Here is a 21,539-nt window from a genome sequence, read left to right as displayed (position 1 = left end):
CCGCGGCCTCCTGCTCCCCGGTCAGCCGTGCGCCGGGTTGATCAGGAACACCAGCCGGAACTTGCCGATCTGGACCTCGTCGCCGCCCGACAGGCCGGCCTGGTCGATCCGCTGCCGGTTGACGTAGGTGCCGTTGAGGCTGCCGACGTCGCGGACGGAGAACGCGGTGCCCTGGCGGGCGAACTCGGCGTGCCGGCGGGACACGGTGACATCGTCGAGGAAGATGTCGCTCGAGGGGTGCCGGCCCGCGGAGGTGCGGTCCTTGTCGAGCAGGAAGCGGCTGCCGGCGTTCGGACCCCGCTTGACGACGAGGAGAGCGGTGCCCGGGGGCAGCGCCTCCATGGCCATCTGGTCGGGTCCGAGCGAGGGCTCCTCGGCGCCCGCGTCGGTGTCCAGCGCCTCGAAACCGCCGATGGAGATCGTCGAGGTGGACTCGCCGGGCGATTCCCGGGGAGGCAGCGGGCTCCGGGTCAGCGGAGTTCCGCAGTTCGAGCAGAAGCGGGCATCATCCGGGTTGGCGTGACCGCACTGCGTGCAGTAGACGCTCGGCATCGATCGGCTCGGCCTCCTACCATCGGCGTGCCGCCCGCGCGCGTCCCGCCGGAACGGGAGCCGCCTGCGCCACGCGCATCCTTCAACCAACCCACGCCGGGGACCCGCCCCGACCACGGTCCAACCCACCGGCCGCTTACGGGACGGTCGCCGCAACTTACGCGGGTATTACCCGAGGGGTCAACTGGAACGGTGAGCCGGCTGGTCCAAACTACATTCGCCATGATCGCAGGTCTACGCCGCCGCGCGGACGTCCCCGATCGCGACGCCCGAGCCCGGCGTCCGGTTTACCGCTTCCCCGATTCCCCTAGGGAGACCGTATCGCGTCGACGGTGATTTTCGCGCGTGGGGTGATCGAGACCTCGGCGCCCGCTCCCTGGAGCGTTTTGACCACCCCACCAGGGATGTTCAGCGCGGTCGTCATGGTGTGGGGGTCGCCGATGGCGAGGAACCGGTACGGCGGGGCGAGGGGCCGCCCGTCGGCCCGGACGCCGTCGCGGTCGTCGAGAAAGTAGGTGTCGACCCCGGCGCGCACGTCGTTGACCTGCACGACTTCGGCGCCGGCGTCGCGGAGCTCCTGCAGCGCGTCCAGGAGGTTGATCGCCCGGACGCCGCGGCGCGGATCGGTGATCAGCAGTTCGATGCCGGGGCCCTCGGCCGGGACGGTGCCCGCCAGGAGGCCATAGGTGGTCGCCCGCTTGCGCGCTTCCTCGAGTGCGGTTCCTCCCTCGGCGTCCCGTTCCAGCTGTGCCTTGGTGTCCTCCAGGTCGCGCAGGTCGCCGCGCAGGCGCGCGGATCGCTGGCCCAGATCGGACAGGACCCCGACGAGCTCGTCCTGACGGGCGGTGGCGAAGGTGGTGTCGCGCTCGTTCGATTGGATCTGCGCGACGACCGCGAATCCGAGGACCAGGCAGAGGAGCCCGCCGATCAGCTGGCCCATGCTGACTCGCGGTCTCAACAAGTCGAGGAGGCCGCGCAGGCCCGCGGGCTGCTCGCTCTCGCGCTCGTCGCCGCTCATGCGCCGAACAGCTTCCGCCGGATGCCCGCCGCGTTGGAGAAGATCCGGATGCCGAGGACGACCACGACGCCGGTCGACAGCTGCGAGCCGACGCCGAGCTTGTCACCGAGGAAGACGATCAGCGCGGCGATGACGGTGTTGCTGACGAACGAGACCACGAACACCTTCTCGTCGAAGATGCCCTCCAGCCGGGCCCTGATCCCGCCGAACATGGCGTCGAGCGCGGCGACGATCGCGATCGGCAGGTACGGCTCCAGCCAGAGCGGGACGTCCGGCTGGAGCAGCAGGCCCAGCGCCACGCCGATCACCAGCCCGATCAGCGCGATCAACGTCGGGTCTCCTGTTCCCCGCCCACCGGTCCGCCCTCTCCCCCGCTCACCGGCCCGCCTCGCGGGCGTAGCGCAGCCGGACGGCGCCCGCAGCGGGCAGGCGCACGCCGGATGCGCGGCGCGTGTCGTATCTGATCTTGAAGCGTTCGGTCAGGGCCCGCAGCCGCCGGTCGGCGGCGGAGCCGGAGAACGCGTCCCGGAGGCGGCCGGGGTCGCCGAGCGCCGTCACCTCGTAGGGGCGGCCGAGCGGCCGGTAGTCGACCAGGATCGCCTCGCCGGCGGCGCGGATCGCCGTCGCCGGGGTGAGCCGCTGCCCGTTGACGCCGATGGCCGCGGCGCCCGCCGCCCAGAGCCCGTTCACCAGGACCTGGAGGTCCTGATCATAGACCCGGCCGCCGGCGTCGGCCGGTTGCCCTTCCGGGCCCTCGCCGGGCGCGTCGTCCAGGGTGACGACCAGCGCCTCGCCCGTGGCGGGCTCCGCCGCGGCGGCCGCGGCGGCGATGGCGAGGTCCCTCCGGGCGCGGCGGCCGTCCTCGCTGCGGGCGAGCGCGGCGGCGCGGCGGCGTTCGGTCTCGTCCCGGAGCCGGTCGAGGCGGCGCTGGAGGCCGTCGGTCTCGGCGGTGCGGGCGTTGATCTCGTGCACGAGCCGGGAGCGTTCCTCGGCGGCCACCGGCCGGCCGCGCCGGACCTCCGCCCCGGCGACGGCGATCAGCGTCCCGGCGAGGACGAGGACGAGCAGGACGCCGCCGCCGCGCAGCCGCCCCCGCGGCGGGCCCGGCTCGCCGGCCGCGGCGCGCCGGGCCGCGGCCTCGGCGTAGCCGTGATCGAGGAGTTTGCCGCTGAACAGGTCGGCGAGGAGCGACATGGACGCGTCGGGGCGCCGCCCGCCGGGCGGGTCGTCGCCGTCCTCTCGTGGAGCGATCACCGGCCCATCATGGCAAGGACGCGGAGTTTCGGCTCGGTAGCGCGACGGTGAACGCCGCGCCACCGCCCGGGGCGTCGGCGACGGAGGCGCGGCCGCCGTGGGCCTCGGCGACGGCCGTGACGATCGACAGGCCGAGGCCGGAGCCGCCGCGGTCGCGGGATCTGGACTGGTCGGCCCGGAAGAAGCGCTCGAACACGCGGGCGCGGTCCCCCGCCGGGATCCCCGGGCCTTCGTCGGCGACCTCCAGGACCGCCTCCCCGCCGCGTTCGGCCACGCGGACGGTCGCGGCCGTCCCGGCGGGCGTGTGGCGCCGGACGTTCGCCAGCAGGTTGTCCAGGACCTGGCGGAGCCGCCCGGCGTCGCCGGTGACGACGACCGGGCCGTCCGCCTCCAGGGTGAGGGGGCGGTCCGGCTCGACGACGACGGCGTCGGCGACCGCGTCGGCGGCGAGGGCGGCCAGGTCGACCGGCTCGCGCTCCAGCGGGCGGCCCTGGTCGAGCCGGGCGAGCAGCAGCATCTCGTCGACGAGGCGGCCCATCCGCTCGGCCTCCGACTCGATGCGGCGCATCGCCTTGGCGAGGTCCTCGGGCCGGTCGGCGGCGCCGCGGCGGAACAGCTCGGCGTAGCCGCGGACGGTCGCGACCGGGGTGCGCAGCTCGTGGGAGGCGTCGGCGACGAAGCGGCGCAAACGGTCCCGGGACGCCTCCCGTTCCCTGAAGGACGCCTCGATCTGCGCGAGCATGCCGTTCAGCGCCTCGGCGAGCCGTCCCACCTCGGTCTTCGGGCCGTGCACGGCGAGCCGGCGGCCGAGGTCGCCGTCGCCGATCCGGGCGGCGGTCGCGGCGATCTCCTCCAGCGGGCGGGTCGCGCGGCGGACGGCCCGCCACACCAGCAGCCCGACGCCGACGAGCACCACGAGCGTGACGCTGATCTGGGTGCCGAGGGTGCGGCCGAAGAACTCGTCCTGCTCGGTGGTGCGCATGGCCGTGACGAGGTAGTGCCGCCCGCCGGGGACCCAGGCGGTGCGGACCAGCCAGTCGGGCCCCTCGCGCCCGAACAGGCCGTCGTCCTCGCCCTTGCCCGGGCGGGGGGCGGCCTCCGTGCGGACGTAGCGCTCCCCGTCGGGGTTGTCGCCGGTCGCCTTGCCGGGGCGCAGATCGTCCGGGAGGGGCGGCTCGCCGACGAACGAGACGGTCTCGGCCACGGTGCCGTCGGCGCGGCGGACCTGGAGGAACAGCGGCAGCCCGCCGCCGTCGCCCGCCGCGCGCCACAGCCGGTCCAGGTCGGAGGTCGCCGCCGAGAGCCGCGACCACGAGCCGCCGGCGCCGCTCTCGGCGAACAGCGCGGCGGCCTCGCGCCCGACGGCGCTCATCCGCTTGTGCTCGCTGTTGTTCTTCCAGTCGTTCAGCGCGGCGAAGCTCGACGCGCCGGCGATCAGCAGGCCGAGCGCCAGCAACGCGAGCTGGGTCAGCACGATGCGCCTGCGCAGCGACATCAGCCCTCCCGGGGCATGCGGAGGATGTACCCGACGCGCGGGACGGTGTGGATCAGGCGCGGGTCGCGGTCGTCGAGCTTGCGGCGCAGGTAGCTGACGTAGGTCTGGACGACGCCGTCGCCGCCGCCGAAGTCGTACTGCCAGACGTGGTCGAGGATCTGCCGCTTGGTCAGCACCCGCCCGGAGTTGAGGAGCAGGTAGCGCAGCAGCTTGAACTCGGTGGGGGTGAGGTCGATCAGGACGCCGCCGCGCCGCACCTCGTAGGTGTCCTCGTCGAGTTCCAGGTCGGCGAACGACAGCCGGGCCCGGTCGCGCCCGGCGGGCCGGGTGCGGCGCAGCACGGCGCGGATCCGGGCGATCAGCTCCTCCAGGCTGAACGGCTTGGTGACGTAGTCGTCGCCGCCGACCGTCAGGCCCTTGATCTTGTCCTCGGTGGCGTCGCGGGCGGTGAGGAACACCACGGGGGCCTGGCAGCCGTCGCGGCGGAGCCGGGCGCAGGCGTCCAGGCCCGAGCCGTCCGGGAGCATCACGTCCAGGACGATCAGGTCGGGGCCGAAGCGCGGGATGCTCGCCAGCGCCTCCGCGCCCGAACCGGCCACGGCCGTCTCGAAGCCCTCGTAGCGCAGCGCGGTCGCGACGAGGTCGGCGAGGTAGGCCTCGTCGTCCACGACGAGGATCTTGGTGGGCGTCACGGGGCCAGTCTCGCGGGTGGCCGCGGCCGGGCGCACTGCGGGCGCTCTGTGGGAGGTCTTGGAGATCGCTGTGAGACCGGTTCGGGGCCGCTTTCACAGGGATCCCCAAGGGCGTTCACACGGCGCCGGAAGAGCGGGCCGCTGCAGTTGTGCGCATGGACAGATTCTCCGATTTCGTGCTCCGGCACCGGCTGCTGGTCGGCCTGGTGTGGCTGGCCGCCGCGTGCGCCGGCGCCTTCGCCGTCATGCAGGTGCCCGACCGGCTCACCGAGGACTTCGCGCCGCCCGGCTCGGCGGCGCGGGACGCCAACGCGGCGATCCTCCGCGCTTACGGGACGGGCGGTGAAGAGAAGCCCGAGGTCCCGGTCGTCACGCTGCCCGCCGGGACGACCGCGGACTCGCCCGGCGTCCGCGACCGGCTGACGAAGGCGTTCGCGGCGGGCGGTGAGCGGCTCGGCGCCCGCGTCGTGTCGTACGGGACCACCGGCGACGTCCGCTTCACCGCCGACGGCGGCCGGGTCGTCTACGGGCTCGTCTACCCGCACGTCGAGCCCGGGGCGAGTGAGATCGACGACGGGCCCGAACCGGCCGGGCCGCTCGCGGAGGCGATGCGGCCGCACCTGCCCGCGGGGGCGGAGGTGCGCGTGACGAGCATGGACGGGCTGGCGGACGAGGCGGGCAACGAGGGGCCGAGCGTCCTCACCGAGACGCTCATCGGCGGGCTCGGGGCGCTGGTCGTGCTCGCGTTCGTGTTCGGGTCGGTGCTGGCGGTCGTGCCGCTGGTGATCGCGACCGTGTCGATCCTCACCTCGTTCCTGCTCGTGTACGGGATCACGGGCGTCACCGACGTGAACTTCATGGTGCAGTTCGTCGTGGCGCTGATCGGGCTCGGTGTCGCCGTCGACTACTCGCTGCTGCTGGTGACCCGGTGGCGGGAGGAGCGGGCGCGCGGCCTGTCGGCGGACGAGGCGACCCGGCGCGCGATGGCCACGGCCGGGCACGCGGTGGTGTTCAGCGCCGCCGCCGTCGCGATCGGGCTCATCGCCATGCTGGTGATGCCGGTCGAGTTCCTGCGCAGCGTCGCCTACGGCGGGGTGATCATCCCGGGGGTGAGCGCGCTGGCGACGCTGACGCTGCTGCCGGTCGTCCTCGTCACGATCGGGCCGGCGCTCGACCGGATCGCGCCGCCGGGGCGCGGCGACGGGTCGCGCGCGGGACGGGCGTGGACGGCGTGGGCGCGGCGGATCGTCCGGTTCCGGATCCCGGCGGCGCTGGCGGCGCTGGCCATCCTCGGCGGGCTCGCGTTCGCCGCGCTGGGGATGAACCTCGGCGAGCCGCACAGTGGCGCCTTGGCCAAGTCGGGCGCGGCCTATGAGGGCTTGGCAGAGTTGCGTGGGGCCGGGGTGCCGACCGGTGTGCTCACGCCGGTGGACGTGCTGCTGCCGCCGGGCGCGGATCCCGCGGCGGCCGCGTCCGAGCTCCGGGGGCTGCGGGGCGTGCACACGGTCGCGGCGCCGGACGGCGGCATGTGGCGGCGGGACGGGTCCGCGCTGATCACCGTCGTGCCCGTCGAGGAGGGCGGGACGGACGCGGGCAAGGACGTCGTCAAGGCCGTCCGGGAGGCGGTGCCGCCGGGCGCGCAGGTCGGCGGCGAGACCGCGAACGACATCGACTTCGCGAACAAGGTCTACGGGACGTTCCCGTACATGCTGGGGCTCATCTGCCTGCTGACGTTCGTCCTGCTGGCCCGCGCGTTCCGGTCGCTGCTGCTGGCGCTGAAGGCGGTGCTGCTGAACCTGCTGTCGCTGGCCGCCGTCCTCGGCGCGATCGTGCTGGTGTGGCAGCAGGGCCACGGCAGCGACCTGTTCTGGGGCATCTCCGCGACCGGCTCGATCGCCGCGTTCGTCCCGGCGATGGTGTTCGCGTTCCTGTACGGGCTGTCGATGGACTACGAGGTGTTCATCCTGGCCCGGCTCAGGGAGGAGTACGACCGGACCGGCTCCACCGAGACCGCCGTCGTCGAGGGCCTCGGCCGGACGGGACGGCTGGTGACCAGCGCGGCGCTGATCCTGTTCCTGGCGTTCGCCTCGCTCGCCGCCGCGCCGATCGTCGAGGTGAAGATCTTCGCGACCGGGCTCGGGCTCGGCATCCTGCTGGACGCGACCGTGGTGCGGGCGCTGCTCGTCCCCGCCGCGGTGTCGCTGTTCGGGCGGTGGAACTGGTGGCTGCCGGTGTGGGCGGCCCGGGTGCTGCGCGTCCGGCCCTCGCCGCTTCCGGAGCGCAAGGCCGAGGAGCGCGTCCCGATCCCCGTCTGACCTCCCCGGTGCCGCCCACTGGCCGCCCCCGGGGGCGGCGGTCAGTGGGCGGCGGTGCGGGTGAGCCCGAGCTGGACGGCGATCCCGCCGAGCGCCGTGCCCATCAGGTAGCGCTGGGCCCGCTGCCAGCCGGGCCGCCGGGCCAGGAACACCGCGATGCCGCCGGCGCCGAGCACGATGAGGGCGTTGACGGTGAGCGCGATGGTGATCTGGGTGAGGCTGAGGAGCATGATCTGGACGCCGACGTTCCCGCGCTCCGGATCGGCGAACTGCGGCAGCAGCGACACGTACAGGATCGCGATCTTCGGGTTGAGCAGGTTGGTGACCAGGCCCATGGCGAACAGGCGGCGCGGCGGGTCGGCGGGCAGGTCCTTCACGGCGAACGGCGTGGTGCCGCCCGGCCGCACCGCCTGCCACGCGAGCCACAGCAGGTACGCCGCGCCCGCGACCTTGATCGCGGTGTAGATCTCCGGGACGAGCGCGAACACGGTGGCGATGCCCGCGGTCACGGCGGTGACGTAGACGAGGAACCCGGCGGCGACCCCGGCGAGCGAGATCATCCCGGCGCGGCGGCCCTGCGTCACCGACCGCGACACCAGGTAGATCATGTTGGGGCCGGGGGTGAGCACGAGCCCGAGCGCGAAGATCGCGATGGCCGCCATGGCGCTGGACGAGATCATTGCACTCCTGACATCTCGATGTGCTCCGATGCTAGATGCCCGAGTAATCTCAGTGCAATAATGTAATTGATCTCGGTGCAATAGAAGGCGGTGCGATGGAGGACTACCGGCGGGTCGCGGACGAGGTGGCCGCCGATATCGCGGCCGGGCGGCTCCGTCCCGGCGACCGGCTGCCGCCGCAGCGGGCCTTCGCGCGCGAGCGCGGCATCGCCGCCTCGACGGCGAGCCGCGTGTACCGGGAGCTGGGGCGGCGCGGCCTGGTGGTCGGCGAGGTGGGCCGCGGGACGTTCGTCCGGGCGGCGGAGCGCCCGTCCGTCCCGGCGCTGGCCGAGCCCACCGGCGCGCGCGTCGACCTGGAGCTCTCCTATCCCGTGGTGCCCGAGCAGTCTCCGCTGCTCGCGGCCGGGATGGAGCGGCTGCTGCGCCCCGACGTCCTCGGGGCGGCGCTCGGGCCGGCCGGCGTCGCGGGGACGGCCGCGGCCCGCGAGGCGGCGGCGGAGCTGCTCGCCGCGCCCGGGTGGCGGCCCGAGCCGTCCGGCGTCCTGTTCGCGGGGAACGGGCGGCAGGCGATCGCGGGCGCCGTGGCCGCGCTCGTGCCGCCGGGCGGGCGGCTCGCGGTCGAGGCGCTGACCTATCCGGTGATCAAGGGCATCGCGGCGCGGCTCGGCGTGACGCTCGTCCCGGTCGCCTCCGACGAGCACGGGCTGAGCCCGGAGGCTCTGGCCGAAGCCCACCGCGCCGCCCCGCTCGGCGCCGTGTACCTCCAGCCCACGCTGCACAACCCGTACGGGACGACGATGCCGGAGGGGCGCCGCGCCGAGCTGGCCGAGACCCTGGAACGGCTCGGCCTCTACGCCATCGAGGACCGCGTGTGGGCGTTCCTCTGCGAGGACGGTCCCGCGCCGCTGGCGTCCTACGCCGCGCGCCGGACGATCGTCGTCGACAGCCTCTCCAAGCGCCTCGCGCCGGGCCTGAGCGTCGGGTTCGCCGTCCCGCCGCCCGCGCCGGCCGGGCGGGTCGCCGCCGCCCTGCGCTCGGGCGCGTGGGCGCCGGCCGGGTTCGCGCTCGCGGCGGCGTCCGGCTGGATCGCCGACGGCACCGTCGCGGCGGTGACCCGCGCCAAGCGCGCGGACGCCACGTCCCGCAGCCGCATCGCCGCCGACCGCCTGCCCGGTGCCGGCAAGGGCCCGGCCGCCTATTTCCGCTGGTGGGAGCTGCCTTCCCCGTGGCGCGCCGACACGTTCGTGGCCGCGGCGGCGCGGCACGGGATCGCCGTCACGCCCGCCGCCGCCTTCGCCGCCGGAACGGCCGCCGCGCCCCGCGCCGTCCGCGTCGGCCTCGCGTCGCCGCCGCTGGAGACGCTCGCGCGGGCCCTCGACGTCCTCGCCGGGATCGCGGCCGGATCGCCCGAGGACACCCCGGTCGAGTAACCGTCCTCCAGCCCCCACCCACCACCAATCAACGGACGAGCTCCGCTCGACGCTCTCAGGTGCCCGCGCGTTCGACTACGACGGCCCATTCCTCCAGGAGGGCTTGGGCGGCGTCGGTGTCGGGGCCTTCGGCCCACAGGTGGGTGACGGCCTCCGCCGGGTCGGGCAGGACGAGGACCCAGCGGCCGTCGTCCTCGACCACGCGGACCCCGTCGGTGGTGTCGACCGTGCGGTCCCCGGCGGCCTCCACGACGTGCCGCATCACGCTGCCCTTCGCGGCCCACGGCGTCGGGACGGAGCGGCGCAGCAGGTGCGCGTCCGGGATGCGGTGGTCGATCTGCGACAGCGTCAGGCGCGTCCTGGCGACCAGGCCGACGAGGCGGACGAACGCCGCGATCCCGTCCACGGTGCCGCTGAACTCCGGCATCAGGAACCCGCCGCGGCCGTCCCCGGCGAAGAACACGCCGCGCTGCGCGGCGGCCTTGGTCAGCACGTCCTGGGACGTGGACGTCCACTCGACCTCGACGCCGTGGAACCGGCACACCTGCTCGGCGACCCGCGTCGTCGTCACCGGCAGCGCGACCCGGCCCTGCTCCTCGCGCGCGCCCCGCTCGGCCGCGACCAGATCCAGCATGACCAGCAGCGCCCGGTCGTCGCCGACCAGCTCGCCGTTCTCGTCCACCAGGGAGATCCGCTCCCCGACCGGGTCGAAGCGGACGCCGAACGCGGCCCGCGATGAGGAGACCAGATCGCCGAGCCGCTCCAGGTCGCGCATCCGCTCGGCGAGCGTCTCGGTCGGGTTGGCCTCGTCCAGCCCGGCGTTGCGGGTGAGGACCTCCACGCCGACCTTGCCGAGCAGGCTCGGCAGGACGAGCGAGGCGACACCCCCCGCGCAGTCCAGGACGATCTTCAGCCCGGCCTCCGGCACCCCGCGGATGTCGACGCGGCGCAGCAGGTCGCGGGTGTAGGTCTCCACGACGCGCGGCGGGTAGGTCAGCTCGGCGATCTCGCCGGGGAACGCGCGCCGGTACTCCTGCCGCCCGAACACGCGCTCCAGCTTGCGCTGCGCGTTCTGCGACAGGTCGCCGCCGCCCGGGTCGAGGAAGAGGATGTCGACGCCCTGCGGGTCGCCGAGCGTGGTGCGGAGGTAGATGCCGCCGACGGCGTCCGTGCGGCCGGTCTCGAACCGGGCGACGGTCAGCGGCGTCGCCTCCAGGTCGTTGACGTTGATGGCGCTCGCGGTCAGGGCGCTGTTCACGGCGCGTTTGAGGGTGCGGGCGGCGCGGGAGACGTCCCGTCCGGTGACGACGGTGGTGCCCTTCTTCAGCGTCGTCGCGTAGGCGCTGGCGAGCCGGACCGCCAGCTCGGGCGTGATCTCGACGTTGACCAGCCCGGACACGCCGCGCGGCCCGAACAGGTTGCGCTGCCCCCGCGACTCCCAGATCACGCTGGTGTTGACGACCGCGCCCGCCTCGATCGTCTTGAACGGGTACACCTTCACGCCGGAGGAGACGTACGCCTCCGCCTCGATCACGCACTCGTCGCCGATGACCGCGCCCTCCTCGACGCGGGCGCCCGCCATGATGTCGGTGTTCTTGCCGACCACGCAGCCGCGCAGGTTCGTGGCCGGGGCGACGAACACGTTGTCGTGGACGATCGCGCGATGCAGGAACGCGCCCTCCTTCACGACCACGTTGCTGCCGAGGACGGTGTACTCCCGCAGCTCGACGCCCGCCTCGACCTTGGCGTAGTCGCCGATGTAGAGCGGGCCCTTCAGCACGGCCTCGGCGTCGACCTCCGCGCCCTCGGCGACCCACACGCCGGGCGACACCTCGAACCCGTCCAGATCGATGCCGACCTGGCCGGAGAGCATGTCGGCCTGCGCCTTGAGGTAGCTCTCGTGGGTGCCGACGTCCTCCCAGTAGCAGTCGGCGACGTACCCGAACAGCGGGGCGCCCGCGGCGAGCAGCGCGGGGAACACGTCCCCGGACCAGTCGACCGGCTCCCCCGCCGCGACGTGCTCCAGGACCTCCGGCTCCATCACGTAGATGCCGGTGTTGACGGTGTCGGAGAACACCTGGCCCCACGTCGGCTTCTCCAGGAACCGCTGCACGCGGCCCTCGTCGTCGACGATGATGATCCCGAATTCGAGCGGGTTCGGGACGCGCTTCAGGCCGATCGTGACGAGCGCGCCGTTGCGCTCGTGGAACCGCACCATGTCGGTCAGGTCGATGTCGGTGAGCGCGTCCCCGGAGATCACCAGGAAGCGGTCGTCGCGGAGCGCCTCCTCGGCGTTCTTGACGCTGCCGGCGGTGCCGAGCGGGATCTCCTCCGTCGCGTAGCTCAGCGACATGCCGAGCTCCTCGCCGTCGCCGAAGTAGTTGCGGATCAGCGCGGCCAGGAACTGGACGGTGACGACGGTCTCGCTGAACCCGTGCCGCTTCAGCAGCCGCAGCACATGCTCCATGATCGGGCGGTTGACCAGCGGGAGCAGCGGCTTCGGCTGGTTGGCGGTCATCGGGCGCAGCCGCGTGCCCTCGCCGCCCGCCATCACGACCGCCTTCACCGGGCGGCCTCCCGGCCGGTCCCCCGCCCCGCCACCATGAGCTGACGCGTCTGCTCCCAGTACAGGACGGCCGCCCACCAGTACAGGCCCGCGCCCCAGATGGCGAACGACCAGCCGACGACCTTCGCCGCCGTCGCCGCCGCGCCGTCGTGGTCGCCGAGCAGCAGCAGCGGGAACGCGTACAGCAGGCACATCGTGCCCGCCTTGCCGATGAAGTGGACGGGCAGCGTCCCGCTGTAGCCGAGCCGCCGGACGATCGGCGCGATCGGCACGATCGCCAGCTCGCGGGCGACGAGCAGCACCACCAGCCACAGCGGGATGATGTCGCGGATCGTCAGCCCGACGAGCGTCGCGAGGATGTAGAGCCGGTCGGCGGCCGGGTCGAGCACCGTGCCGAGCTTGCTGGTCTGGTTCAGGATCCGCGCGAGCTTGCCGTCCAGCCAGTCCGACAGCCCCGCGAACACCAGCAGGCCGAGCGCCCACCAGTCCGCCTCGATCAGCACGAGCCACAGGAACAGCGGGACGCCGACCAGCCGGGCCAGGCTGAGGCTGTTGGGAACTGTGAAGATCCGGTCCTGTGCGGCCTCTTGCTGTGTGCTCACCGAAGCGTTCGCCTCCCTGGTCCCTTGATCCTGACCCTACCGGTAAGGATTTTGAAAGCCCTTCATGGCAGAACCGCCGCAAACAAAGGGCGTCCCGGACGCGTCTTCCTTACGGGAACGATCTCCGGACGCCCCCGCTCTCGGCCGGGGCCACCCAGAAAGGGTGTCGTGTTGGGTCCCCTACAGGCTGACGATCCGCGCGCCGTCGGCGGGTACACGCTGTCGGCGCGGCTGGGCGGCGGCGGCATGGGCCAGGTGTACCTCGGCCGCTCCCCCGGCGGGCGGCCGGTGGCGGTGAAGCTCGTGCGCCCCGAGTACGGCGACGACCCGCAGTTCCGGCGCCGGTTCGCGGCCGAGGTGGAGGCGGCCCGCCGGGTCGGCGGGTTCTTCACCGCGCAGGTCGTCGACGCCGACCCGGACGCGGACCGGCCGTGGCTCGTCACCGCCTACGTGCCGGGCCCTTCGCTGCAGGCGGCCGTGGACGAGCAGGGGCCGCTGCCCGTCCGCGCGGTGCGCGTCCTCGGCGCGGGGCTCGCGGAGGGGCTGACCGCCGTCCACTCCTGCGGGCTGGTGCACCGCGACCTCAAGCCCGGCAACGTGATCCTCGCCCCGGACGGGCCGCGGGTGATCGACTTCGGGATCGTGCGGGCGCTGGAGGGCGCGTCCGGCACCGCCACCGGCACGATCACCGGGACGGTGGCGTACATGGCGCCCGAGCAGGCCCGCGGGGACCGGGACATCGGGCCCGCCGCGGACGTGTTCGCGCTCGGCTCGGTGCTGGTGTTCGCCTCCACCGGCGCCTGCCCGTTCGGCCAGGGCCAGGCGCAGGCGGTGCTGTACCGGATCGTCCGGGAGGACCCCTACCTCGACGAGGTCCCCGCCGAGCTGCGCGACCTGGTCGCGGCGTGCCTGGCCAAGGACCCCGCGGGCCGCCCCGCCCTGGCGGAGGTGCTGGAGCGCTGCGCGGGCGCGGCGGGCGACGGGTGGCTGCCGCCGTCCGTCCTGGCCATGGCCACCGCGATGGCCCCGGCCGCGACCGCCGCCGGGCGGGACCCGCGGACGACCGATGTCGACGCCGCCCCGCCGCCGGAGAACCCGCCGCCGCCCGCCGCCCTGCCGCCCGCGGGTCCACCGCCCGCTGCCCCAGGGCAGTACCCCGCCGTGACCGCTGCCGCGCCGCGCCGGTCCGGGGCACGGACCAGGTGGGTTCTCGGCGGTGTCGCGTTCTTCGCCGGGTTGGCGCTGCTCGTGACCGCGGTCGTCCTCGTGCTGCTCCGGACCGGAGACGACGGGAAGGGCCGGGCCACCGCGTCACCGTCCGCGAACCGGCCCGGGCAGCCGGCATCGGCGGTCGTGGGGCGCATCCAGGACGCGCAGGCCGGGTTCTCCTATGCCCGCCTCGGCACGCCGTGGGTGACGCCAGGAGGTGCCTGGACGCGACCGGGATGGTTCACCAGCGGGCAGATCTCTCCGCTGCGGCAGCGCAACGGCGACTCCACCTTCAACGCGACGTCCCTGGCCGGGCTGCCCAGGGCCGACGAGAGCCGCGGCTACACCGGCCCCGGCGACCTGGAGACCGTCGCGGCGCGCGTGAAGACCCGCGTCGTCCGCGAGCTGTTCACCGTCCAGCACACCGAGACCGAGCTCGCGTCCAAGCAGGTCGAGCTGAGCGGCGGTGGCACGGGCTGGCTGGAGAAGGCCCGGTTCGACTTCCCGCAGGCGCGGGCCCAGGGCTGGCCGGTCACCGGGGACACGATGGCGCTCCTGATCATCGACCAGGACGGCGCGCCCGGCGGCACGCCGGGCGTTCTCCTGGTGTCCGCCCCGAGCGCCTTCGCCAACCAGGGGGACATCGACCAGATCCTCGGATCCGTCCGCACCCCCTGAGCGGCGGGCGTTACTGCGGGGAGACGACGTCCGCGACAGGGATGACGGCGGTGACGACGAACCCGCCGCCGTCGCCGGGGCCCGCGTCCAGCGTCCCGCCGACGCTGCGCGCCCGCTCGATCATGCCGAGGATCCCGAAGCCGCCCGGCGTCCCGCCCGACGGCCCCGCCCCGTTATCCGCGACCCGCACCACGAGCCCGCCGTCGCCGTCGCGGGTCAGGGTGACCGTGACGCGCTCGGCCGCAGCGTGCTTGACGACGTTGGTCAGCGCCTCCTGGACGATCCGGTACGCCGCGACGCCCACCTCCGGCGGCAGGGGCCCCACGCCCGCGTCGTCGAGGTCGACCTCGATCCCGGCGGCGCGCGCGGCCTGCGCGAGGTCAGCGATCCCGTCCGGGCCCGGCAGCGGCCCGGACGCCCCGGACGGCTCGACGTCCGTCCCGCGCAGGACCTGCAGGGTGCCGCGCAGCTCCGTGCGGGCGTCCCGGCACGTGTCGGCGATCGCCGTGAGCGCCTCCGCCAGCTCCGCCCGGTCGACCGGCCGGTCCCCGCGGACGAGATGCGCCGCCGCCCCCGCCTGGACGCCGATGACCGTGATGCTGTGCGCGAGAAGGTCGTGCAGGTCGCGGGCGATCCGCAGCCGCTCCTCGGCGACGCGCCGCCGCGCCTCCTCCTCGCGCGTCCGCTCCGCCCGCTCGGCCCGCTCGGTGATCGTCGCGAGCCGCGCCCGGTGCACCCGCCACACCTGGATCGCGATCACGATCGAGACCACGGCCTCGATGACCGCGATCTGCTCCAGGAGGGACTTGCCGCCCGCCTGCATCCTCATCGCGCTCACGCTTAGGAACAGCACCAGGCCCGCGATGGTGAGCATGCCCCGGGCCCGCCGCCCCAGCACCGCGTACGCGAACAGCGCGACCACCTCGGCGGGGACCAGCGCGTGATGCTGGTACTGCGCCAGGTGGTACGGGAGCACCAGCGTCAGCAGTGCCACCAGCCCCGGCGTCGGCCACCGCCTGATCACCGCGAGCGGCGCGTGCGCGGCGACGAGCAGGAGCGTCCCGGCCGCGTCCAGGTCCCGGACGCCGGGCCACATCACCGCGACCACGACGGCGACGCACGCCAGCAGGGCCGCGAACAGGGCGTCGCTCGCCGCCACGCCGGCCCTGGGCACCGTCACCACGCGTCCATCTTCCCGGACCCCTCCGGCCTCCGCACATCGCCCCCGCACCGCCGGTGGACGACGGCGGTTTTCAGTACCCTCCGCGCATGGAGAGATCACCTCGGATCACGCATATCGCCTGGGGTCGCATGGAGGTCGAAGGGCTTGAGGCCGGCAAAGACTTCAAGCTGTATCCGGGCGGGGGCCGCGCGTGGGACTGGTCCGAGCACGGCACACGCCACGACCCGGGGATCCAGCCGGGCGAGGTGCGGGAGCTACTGGATCACGGCTGCACGGTCGTCGTCCTCAGCAGGGGCATGGAGCTGCGCCTGAAGACGATGCCCGCGACGCTGGAGGCGCTGCGGGACGCCGGCGTCGAGGTGCACGTGGCGGAGACGACCGAGGCGGTCGCGCTCTACAACCGGCTGGCCGAGACCGAGCGCGTGGGCGGGCTCTTCCATTCGACCTGCTGATAGGCCGGGATGAATGCGGTCGTCCCGGCCTATAGTTCTGCAAACTCCATCATGAAGGGCTGACCGTGTCCGTCGCTCCCCCGTCCCGCTCCCAGCCGGAGGTCCGGGTCACGCTCGGCCGCGGCGCCTACCGCTGGCCGTTCCGCGTGTTCCTGGCCGCGCTGACGGCCGGCCTTCTCGTCGCGCTGTCCACGCGCACCGGCGGCGCCGCGTGGGCGCCCGGGGAGGCGCGGCGGGTCGTCACCATCTACGGCGGAGGCGGCGCGCTCATCGCGCTGGCCGCCGCCGGCTGGGCCTTCGTGATCTTCCGTAGCCGCCTGGTCGTGACCATCGGGGAGAAGGGCCTCGTCCTGCGGCGCGCCAAGAACCAGGTGGTCGTCCCGGCGGACGCCGTGCACGCGGTCGGCATCGTGTGGCCCGTCGCCGACCCCGTCTGGACGGTCTGGATCGACACCGAGGCGGCCCCGGACGCCGGCGCCGTCGCGAAGGTGGACGGCGACGCGATCACGCTGCACCGCGACCGGTCGCTCCCGTCCGGCTGGCTCGCGTCCGTGCGCACCGCGGCCACGGAGACCCTCGGTGCCGCCTGGCGCGTCCTCGACGACACGGGCGAAGAGGTCGAGGAGCCGCGGCCGGACGCGCTGCCCAAGACCGACCGCCTCGTGGTGGACGGCGCGGGCCGCTACCGCGACCAGGGCGGCGGCGCCGTCGTCGCCGTCGCCTGCGGGCGGCTCGCCACGCGCGGTCCCGGCCCGGCCCGCTTCCGCCGCACCCCCGACCGGGGCCGCCGGACGATCGTGCTCCGCGACCCGCACGCGGGCCGGCTGCTCGCCTTCAAGAAGTCGTCCCGGCTGGCGGGCGGCGGCCGCATGCGGGTGTTCGACGCGGACGGGCGGCACATCGGCACGATCAGCCGGCTGCGCGAGCCAGCCTTCCACGCGGCCGGCGGGACGCTCCTCGGCACCACCCGGCGGCACGGCGACCGCCATGTCGTCACCGGCGTCGACGGCCGCGAGTCCGCGTCGCTGCGGACCAAGGGCGGCGACGACGGGCGCATGTGGCTGGAGCGCTCGCGGTCCGCGCCGGACCTGCTGCGCACCCTCACGCTGGCGCTGCCGATGGTGGTGCGGCTCGCCCGCCGGTCCTCCTGACGCGGCCGGGGCGGCCGGCCCTCCGCAGATCAGGGCCTTATCCCATGGGCCCCGGTTGCGGCAACGGGGGTGCGCCGGGTTAGCGTCGAGCACGACAGATCGCGGGGGTCCGGCGAACCGGGCTGAGATAGCGGCTGAGACGGCCGCTGACCGCATGAACCTGACCGGGTAATGCCGGCGTAGGGAGAGATCGAGTCGTCATGACCGAACCTTTGGTTGCAGCCGCCCGCAAGACCTACCTTCGGGGCTCGCGTCCCGACATCCGGGTCCCGATGCGGGAGGTGCCGCTGACCAGCGGCGACACCGTCGTCCTGTACGACACGTCCGGGCCGTACACCGATCCGTCGCAGGAGACCGACGTCCGGCGGGGGCTGCCCGCGCTGCGGGCGCCGTGGATCGAGGGGCGCGGCGACACCGCCCCGTACGAGGGCCGGGCCGTCCGCCCCGAGGACGGCGGCCGCAGAGATGGGGCGCGGCCGCCGCGGGACGGATTCCCGCCGCGCCGGCCGCGCCGCGCGACCGGCGGCGCGGTGACGCAGCGCGCGTACGCGCGGCGCGGGGAGATCACGCCGGAGATGGAGTTCGCGGCGCTGCGCGAGGGGGTGGCGCCGGAGTTCGTCCGGGACGAGCTGGCCGCCGGGCGCGCCGTGCTGCCCGCCAACGTCAACCACCCCGAGATCGAGCCGATGGTCATCGGCCGGAACTTCCTGGTGAAGGTGAACGCGAACATCGGGAACTCGGCGGTGGCCTCGTCCATCGAGGACGAGGTCGAGAAGATGACGTGGGCGACCCGCTGGGGCGCCGACACGATCATGGACCTGTCGACGGGCCGGGACATCCACACCACCCGCGAGTGGATCCTGCGGAACTCGCCGGTGCCGGTCGGGACCGTCCCGCTGTACCAGGCGGTGGAGAAGGTCGGCGGCGACCCCGCCGAGCTGACCTTCGACGTCTTCCGCGACACGGTGATCGAGCAGGCCGAGCAGGGCGTGGACTACATGACCGTCCACGCCGGGGTGCTGCTGTCGTACGTGCCGCTGACGGCGCGGCGCAAGACCGGGATCGTGTCGCGCGGCGGGTCGATCATGGCGGCGTGGTGCCTGGCGCACCACGAGGAGAACTTCCTCTACACGCGGTTCCGGGAGCTGTGCGAGATCTTCGCCGCCTACGACATCACCTGGTCGCTCGGGGACGGCCTGCGCCCCGGCTCGATCGCCGACGCCAACGACGAGGCGCAGTTCGCCGAGCTGCGCACCCAGGGCGAGCTGACGAGGATCGCCGCGGAGTTCGGCAACCAGGTGATGAACGAGGGCCCCGGGCACGTCCCGATGCACAAGATCAAGGAGAACGTCGACCTGCAGCAGGAGTGGTGCGACGGGGCGCCGTTCTACACGCTCGGGCCGCTGACCACCGACATCGCGCCGGGCTACGACCACATCACCTCCGCGATCGGCGCGGCGATGATCGGCTGGTACGGCACCGCGATGCTCTGCTACGTCACGCCGAAGGAGCATCTCGGGCTGCCGGACCGCGACGACGTCAAGGCCGGCGTGATCGCCTACAAGATCGCCGCGCACGCCGCCGACCTGGCGAAGGGCCATCCGGGCGCGCAGGCGTGGGACGACGCGCTGTCGGACGCGCGGTTCGACTTCCGGTGGGAGGACCAGTTCAACCTGTCCCTCGACCCGGACACCGCGCGCGCCTACCACGACGCCACGCTCCCGGCCGCCCCGGCGAAGACGGCGCACTTCTGCTCGATGTGCGGGCCGCACTTCTGCTCGATGAAGATCACCCGGGACGTCCGCCGCTACGCCGACGAGCACGGCCTGGCCGAGGAGGACGCCCTCGCGGCGGGGATGCGCGAGAAGGCCGACGAGTTCCGCGCGGGCGGCGGGCGCGTCTACCTGCCCCTCTCCCCCGGCGGCGCCTGACGCGAGCTTCGGTGATTGCTGGTGAGGAGGCCCGCCGCGGACACGGCCGCGGCGGGCCTTCCCGCGTCCCGGCGAGGTCGCCGCCCCGCCGGCGGAGGTACGCGGCTACTATCAGGGGACCGTTCCAAAGCCGCGGATCCCCGGATCGCCGCCGGCCCGTTGACCCGCCGGGAAGGATCGACGACTCAGGTGACCAGCGACGACATGCCGAAGCCCGGCCAGGTCCGGGCGATCCGCGCCGACGTCCGCCGCAACCGCGCCCGGCTGCTCGCCGCCGCCGCGGAGATGTTCGAGCGGGACGGCGCCGGCGCCTCACTGGAGGGCGTCGCGCGGCTGGCGGGGGTCGGCATCGGGACGCTGTACCGCCACTTCCCGACCCGCCAGGACCTCCTGGAGGCGCTGCTCGCCGACGTCTACGACGGCCTGGCCGCGACGGGCCGCGAGCTGCTGGTCTCCCCCGCGCCCGGCGAGGCGCTGACGGCATGGCTGCGCGCGTTCATCGCGCGGATCACGGTGTTCCCCGGCATGGCGGCCTCGGCCGTGGTGTCGCTGCAGGACGAGCGGCCCGGACCGGCGGCCGCGTCCGGACCGGCCGTGGCGTGCCGCGCGATGCGCGACGCGGGCCAGGCGCTGTTCGCCCGCGCGCAGGACGCCGGCGACGTGCCCGCCGGCGCGGTGTTCACCGACGCGCTCCGGCTCGCGGGCGCTATCGCCGTGGTCACCGAGCGGGAACCGGCGGCGGCCGACCGGCTGCTGGCCCTCGCCGCCACCGGCCTGATCCCCGGCAAGGGCGCCCACGGCGGCTGAGCCCGCCGCGCCGTCGGCGGTCAGGTGGTCTCCGGCACGGGCAGGATCCGGCGGGGCCCCCGGGGCGCGTCGCCGCGCTTGCGCCATTCGCGCGGGTAGCCGACCGACACCTCGATGTGCGGGACGTCGCCGGTCCAGATCGTCCGGGGGATGTGGAGGTGGCCGTACACCACCGACACCGCGCCGAACCGGGTGTGCCAGTCTGCGGTCCGCTCCGTCCCGCACCACTGGGCGAACTCCGGGTACCACAGGACGCGGGTCGGCTCGCGGACGAGCGGCCAGTGGTTGACCAGCACCGTCCGCGTCCCGGGTTCGAGCGCCGCGAGGCGCTTCTCGGTGTAGGCGAGGCGCGCGTCGCACCAGGCGTCGCGCGTGGGGTGCGGGTCGGGGTGCAGGTAGACCTCGTCGGTGCACACGACGCCCGCCTCGTGCGCGATCCTCAGGGCCTCCTCCTTGGTGGACGCCCCCTCCGGCCGGAACGTGTAGTCGTACAGGAGGAACAGCGGCGCGATCGTCACGGGGCCGTCCTCGCCGTCCCACACGGGGTACGGGTCCTCGGGGGTCAGCACGCCGATGCTCCGGCACATGTCGACGAGCGCGCGGTAGCGGGCCTCGCCGCGCAGCCGCACCGGGTCGTTCTTGACGGTCCAGAGTTCGTGGTTGCCGGGCGTCCAGATGACGGTGGCGTAGCGTTCGCGCAGCGTTTTCAGCGTCCACTCGACGTCGGAGACGTACTCGGCGACGTCGCCCGCCACGATGAGCCAGTCGTCGCCGGACGCGGGCCGCAGCCCCTCGACGAACGCGCGGTTCTCGGGGAATCCGACGTGCAGGTCGCTGATGGCGTGGACGGCGCTCATCCAGAGATCGTAAGCCCGTGCCGCCGGGCCGCGTTCCGCGCGGGGTGCGGTGTCACTCCTCGTCGGCGGGGAGCGTGAAGAGCCGGACGTGCACCGGGCGGGCGCCGGGCGGCGCGTCCTCGCGGCTGTGGCCGTGCTCGTGCAGGAGCCGGATGTAGGCCTCGAAGAACTCCGCGAGGCCCTCCTCGGTCATGTGCGCGAAGCCGCGCGACAGCAGCGCCCAGGCGCGGTCGCGCGCGTACTCGGCGGGCAGCCGGGCGAACAGCTCCATGTCCTCGGCGTGCCCGACGCGCATCAGCTCCTCCAGGACGGCGCGGTCCTCGGGGGCGACCGTCTCCGGGGCGGGCAGCCGCAGGTCGCGCGGGGTGGCGGCGGGCCGCCACCAGCGCTCCCGCCCGGCGGAGCGCTCCGGGATCTCCTCGATGAACCCGTACTTCTCCAGCTGCCGCAGGTGGTAGCTGGTCGTGCCGGTGTTGGCGCCGAGCACCTCGCCGATCGTGGTGGACGTCGCCGGGCCGTGCGCGCGCAGCCGGTGCAGGATCCGGCGGCGCAGCGGATGGCTGAGCGCCTTGATCCGTCCCGGGTCGTCCAGGATCACGGGCTCGGTGTCGTCCTTCATGAGGAGCAGTCTAGTACTACAGACGGATCTTTGCAGAGAACTCTTTGC

The 21,539-nt window shown here is 74.1% G+C and carries 19 protein-coding genes and 1 riboswitch; of the genes, 7 read left to right on the top strand and 12 right to left on the bottom strand.

Going from position 1 to position 21,539, the window contains the following annotated elements; translation table 11 throughout:
• Positions 1-21: 21 nt before the first annotated feature.
• The 6 genes from ACH34S_RS23125 to ACH34S_RS23100 form a co-directional block, all read right to left on the bottom strand.
• Positions 22-552 (bottom strand): FHA domain-containing protein, encoded by a 531-nt coding sequence (locus ACH34S_RS23125; RefSeq protein WP_132172513.1) that lies wholly within the window; start codon positions 550-552, stop codon positions 22-24.
• Positions 553-859: 307 nt separating this feature from the next.
• Complete coding sequence (locus ACH34S_RS23120; RefSeq protein ID WP_395954839.1) at positions 860-1,570, bottom strand: DUF881 domain-containing protein; 711 nt, start codon at positions 1,568-1,570, stop codon at positions 860-862.
• Complete coding sequence (locus ACH34S_RS23115) at positions 1,567-1,899, bottom strand: small basic family protein (protein ID WP_132172509.1); 333 nt, start codon at positions 1,897-1,899, stop codon at positions 1,567-1,569. The genes ACH34S_RS23120 and ACH34S_RS23115 overlap by 4 nt, the downstream gene beginning before the upstream one ends.
• Positions 1,900-1,945: 46 nt before the next feature.
• Entirely contained in the window at positions 1,946-2,824 is an 879-nt protein-coding gene (locus ACH34S_RS23110; protein WP_395954838.1) for a DUF881 domain-containing protein, read from the bottom strand.
• Between the two features lie 7 nt (positions 2,825-2,831).
• Positions 2,832-4,319, bottom strand: coding sequence for a sensor histidine kinase (locus tag ACH34S_RS23105; RefSeq protein WP_395954837.1), 1,488 nt, complete (start codon positions 4,317-4,319; stop codon positions 2,832-2,834).
• Positions 4,319-5,011, bottom strand: coding sequence for a response regulator transcription factor (locus ACH34S_RS23100; protein WP_395954836.1), 693 nt, complete (start codon positions 5,009-5,011; stop codon positions 4,319-4,321). Before ACH34S_RS23100 ends, ACH34S_RS23105 begins: the two co-directional genes overlap by 1 nt.
• Positions 5,012-5,166: 155 nt before the next feature.
• On the opposite strand from ACH34S_RS23100, the gene ACH34S_RS23095 reads away from it, so the two are divergent.
• The gene (locus ACH34S_RS23095) at positions 5,167-7,326 is read left to right on the top strand and encodes an MMPL family transporter (RefSeq protein ID WP_395954835.1); all 2,160 of its coding nucleotides are present in this window, start codon (positions 5,167-5,169) and stop codon (positions 7,324-7,326) included.
• Positions 7,327-7,367: 41 nt separating this feature from the next.
• On the opposite strand, the gene ACH34S_RS23090 is transcribed toward ACH34S_RS23095, so the two are convergent.
• Entirely contained in the window at positions 7,368-8,006 is a 639-nt protein-coding gene (locus tag ACH34S_RS23090; RefSeq protein WP_395954834.1) for a LysE family translocator, read from the bottom strand.
• 95 nt (positions 8,007-8,101) lie between these two features.
• Here ACH34S_RS23090 and ACH34S_RS23085 point away from each other — a divergent pair, with 95 nt between their 5' ends.
• Entirely contained in the window at positions 8,102-9,436 is a 1,335-nt protein-coding gene (locus ACH34S_RS23085) for a PLP-dependent aminotransferase family protein (protein WP_395954833.1), read from the top strand.
• A 55-nt stretch (positions 9,437-9,491) separates the two neighbouring features.
• Here the strand turns inward: ACH34S_RS23085 and ACH34S_RS23080 are convergent, their stop codons facing one another.
• Together ACH34S_RS23080 and ACH34S_RS23075 are read right to left on the bottom strand one after the other, a co-directional pair.
• Positions 9,492-12,002, bottom strand: coding sequence for a sugar phosphate nucleotidyltransferase (locus ACH34S_RS23080; protein ID WP_395954832.1), 2,511 nt, complete (start codon positions 12,000-12,002; stop codon positions 9,492-9,494).
• Positions 11,999-12,604, bottom strand: coding sequence for a CDP-alcohol phosphatidyltransferase family protein (locus tag ACH34S_RS23075; RefSeq protein WP_395954830.1), 606 nt, complete (start codon positions 12,602-12,604; stop codon positions 11,999-12,001). Before ACH34S_RS23075 ends, ACH34S_RS23080 begins: the two co-directional genes overlap by 4 nt.
• Before the next feature lie 171 nt (positions 12,605-12,775).
• Between ACH34S_RS23075 and ACH34S_RS23070 the strand changes: the two genes are divergently transcribed.
• The gene (locus ACH34S_RS23070; protein WP_395954829.1) at positions 12,776-14,491 is read left to right on the top strand and encodes a serine/threonine-protein kinase; all 1,716 of its coding nucleotides are present in this window, start codon (positions 12,776-12,778) and stop codon (positions 14,489-14,491) included.
• Between the two features lie 10 nt (positions 14,492-14,501).
• Here the strand turns inward: ACH34S_RS23070 and ACH34S_RS23065 are convergent, their stop codons facing one another.
• Positions 14,502-15,671, bottom strand: coding sequence for a sensor histidine kinase (locus tag ACH34S_RS23065; RefSeq protein ID WP_395954828.1), 1,170 nt, complete (start codon positions 15,669-15,671; stop codon positions 14,502-14,504).
• An 89-nt stretch (positions 15,672-15,760) separates the two neighbouring features.
• On the opposite strand from ACH34S_RS23065, the gene ACH34S_RS23060 reads away from it, so the two are divergent.
• The 4 genes from ACH34S_RS23060 to ACH34S_RS23045 all read left to right on the top strand — a co-directional run bounded on the left by ACH34S_RS23060 (position 15,761) and on the right by ACH34S_RS23045 (position 20,015).
• Positions 15,761-16,126 carry an Mth938-like domain-containing protein gene (locus tag ACH34S_RS23060; protein ID WP_395954826.1) on the top strand — a complete coding sequence of 122 codons (366 nt, stop codon included), beginning with the start codon at positions 15,761-15,763 and terminating at the stop codon, positions 16,124-16,126.
• Between the two features lie 65 nt (positions 16,127-16,191).
• Complete coding sequence (locus ACH34S_RS23055) at positions 16,192-17,277, top strand: hypothetical protein (protein ID WP_395954825.1); 1,086 nt, start codon at positions 16,192-16,194, stop codon at positions 17,275-17,277.
• Positions 17,278-17,368: 91 nt separating this feature from the next.
• Positions 17,369-17,482, top strand: a riboswitch (TPP riboswitch).
• Positions 17,478-19,208: a phosphomethylpyrimidine synthase ThiC gene (gene thiC / locus ACH34S_RS23050; RefSeq protein ID WP_395954824.1), complete on the top strand. Its 1,731-nt coding sequence runs from the start codon at positions 17,478-17,480 to the stop codon at positions 19,206-19,208. Its footprint overlaps the riboswitch before it by 5 nt.
• Positions 19,209-19,397: 189 nt before the next feature.
• Positions 19,398-20,015, top strand: coding sequence for a TetR/AcrR family transcriptional regulator (locus ACH34S_RS23045; RefSeq protein WP_395954823.1), 618 nt, complete (start codon positions 19,398-19,400; stop codon positions 20,013-20,015).
• 20 nt (positions 20,016-20,035) lie between these two features.
• On the opposite strand, the gene ACH34S_RS23040 is transcribed toward ACH34S_RS23045, so the two are convergent.
• Positions 20,036-20,872, bottom strand: a complete 837-nt coding sequence (locus ACH34S_RS23040; protein ID WP_395954822.1) for a metallophosphoesterase family protein — start codon at positions 20,870-20,872, stop codon at positions 20,036-20,038.
• A gap of 52 nt (positions 20,873-20,924) precedes the next feature.
• Positions 20,925-21,491 carry a helix-turn-helix domain-containing protein gene (locus ACH34S_RS23035; protein WP_395954821.1) on the bottom strand — a complete coding sequence of 189 codons (567 nt, stop codon included), beginning with the start codon at positions 21,489-21,491 and terminating at the stop codon, positions 20,925-20,927.
• Between the last annotated feature and the right edge of the window lie 48 nt (positions 21,492-21,539).

The organism is Actinomadura sp. 3N508 (assembly GCF_044326375.1).
GTDB lineage: Bacteria > Actinomycetota > Actinomycetes > Streptosporangiales > Streptosporangiaceae > Spirillospora.
The sequence above is the reverse complement of the archived record's forward strand: the minus strand, read 5'-3'. Positions and strand labels throughout refer to the sequence as shown.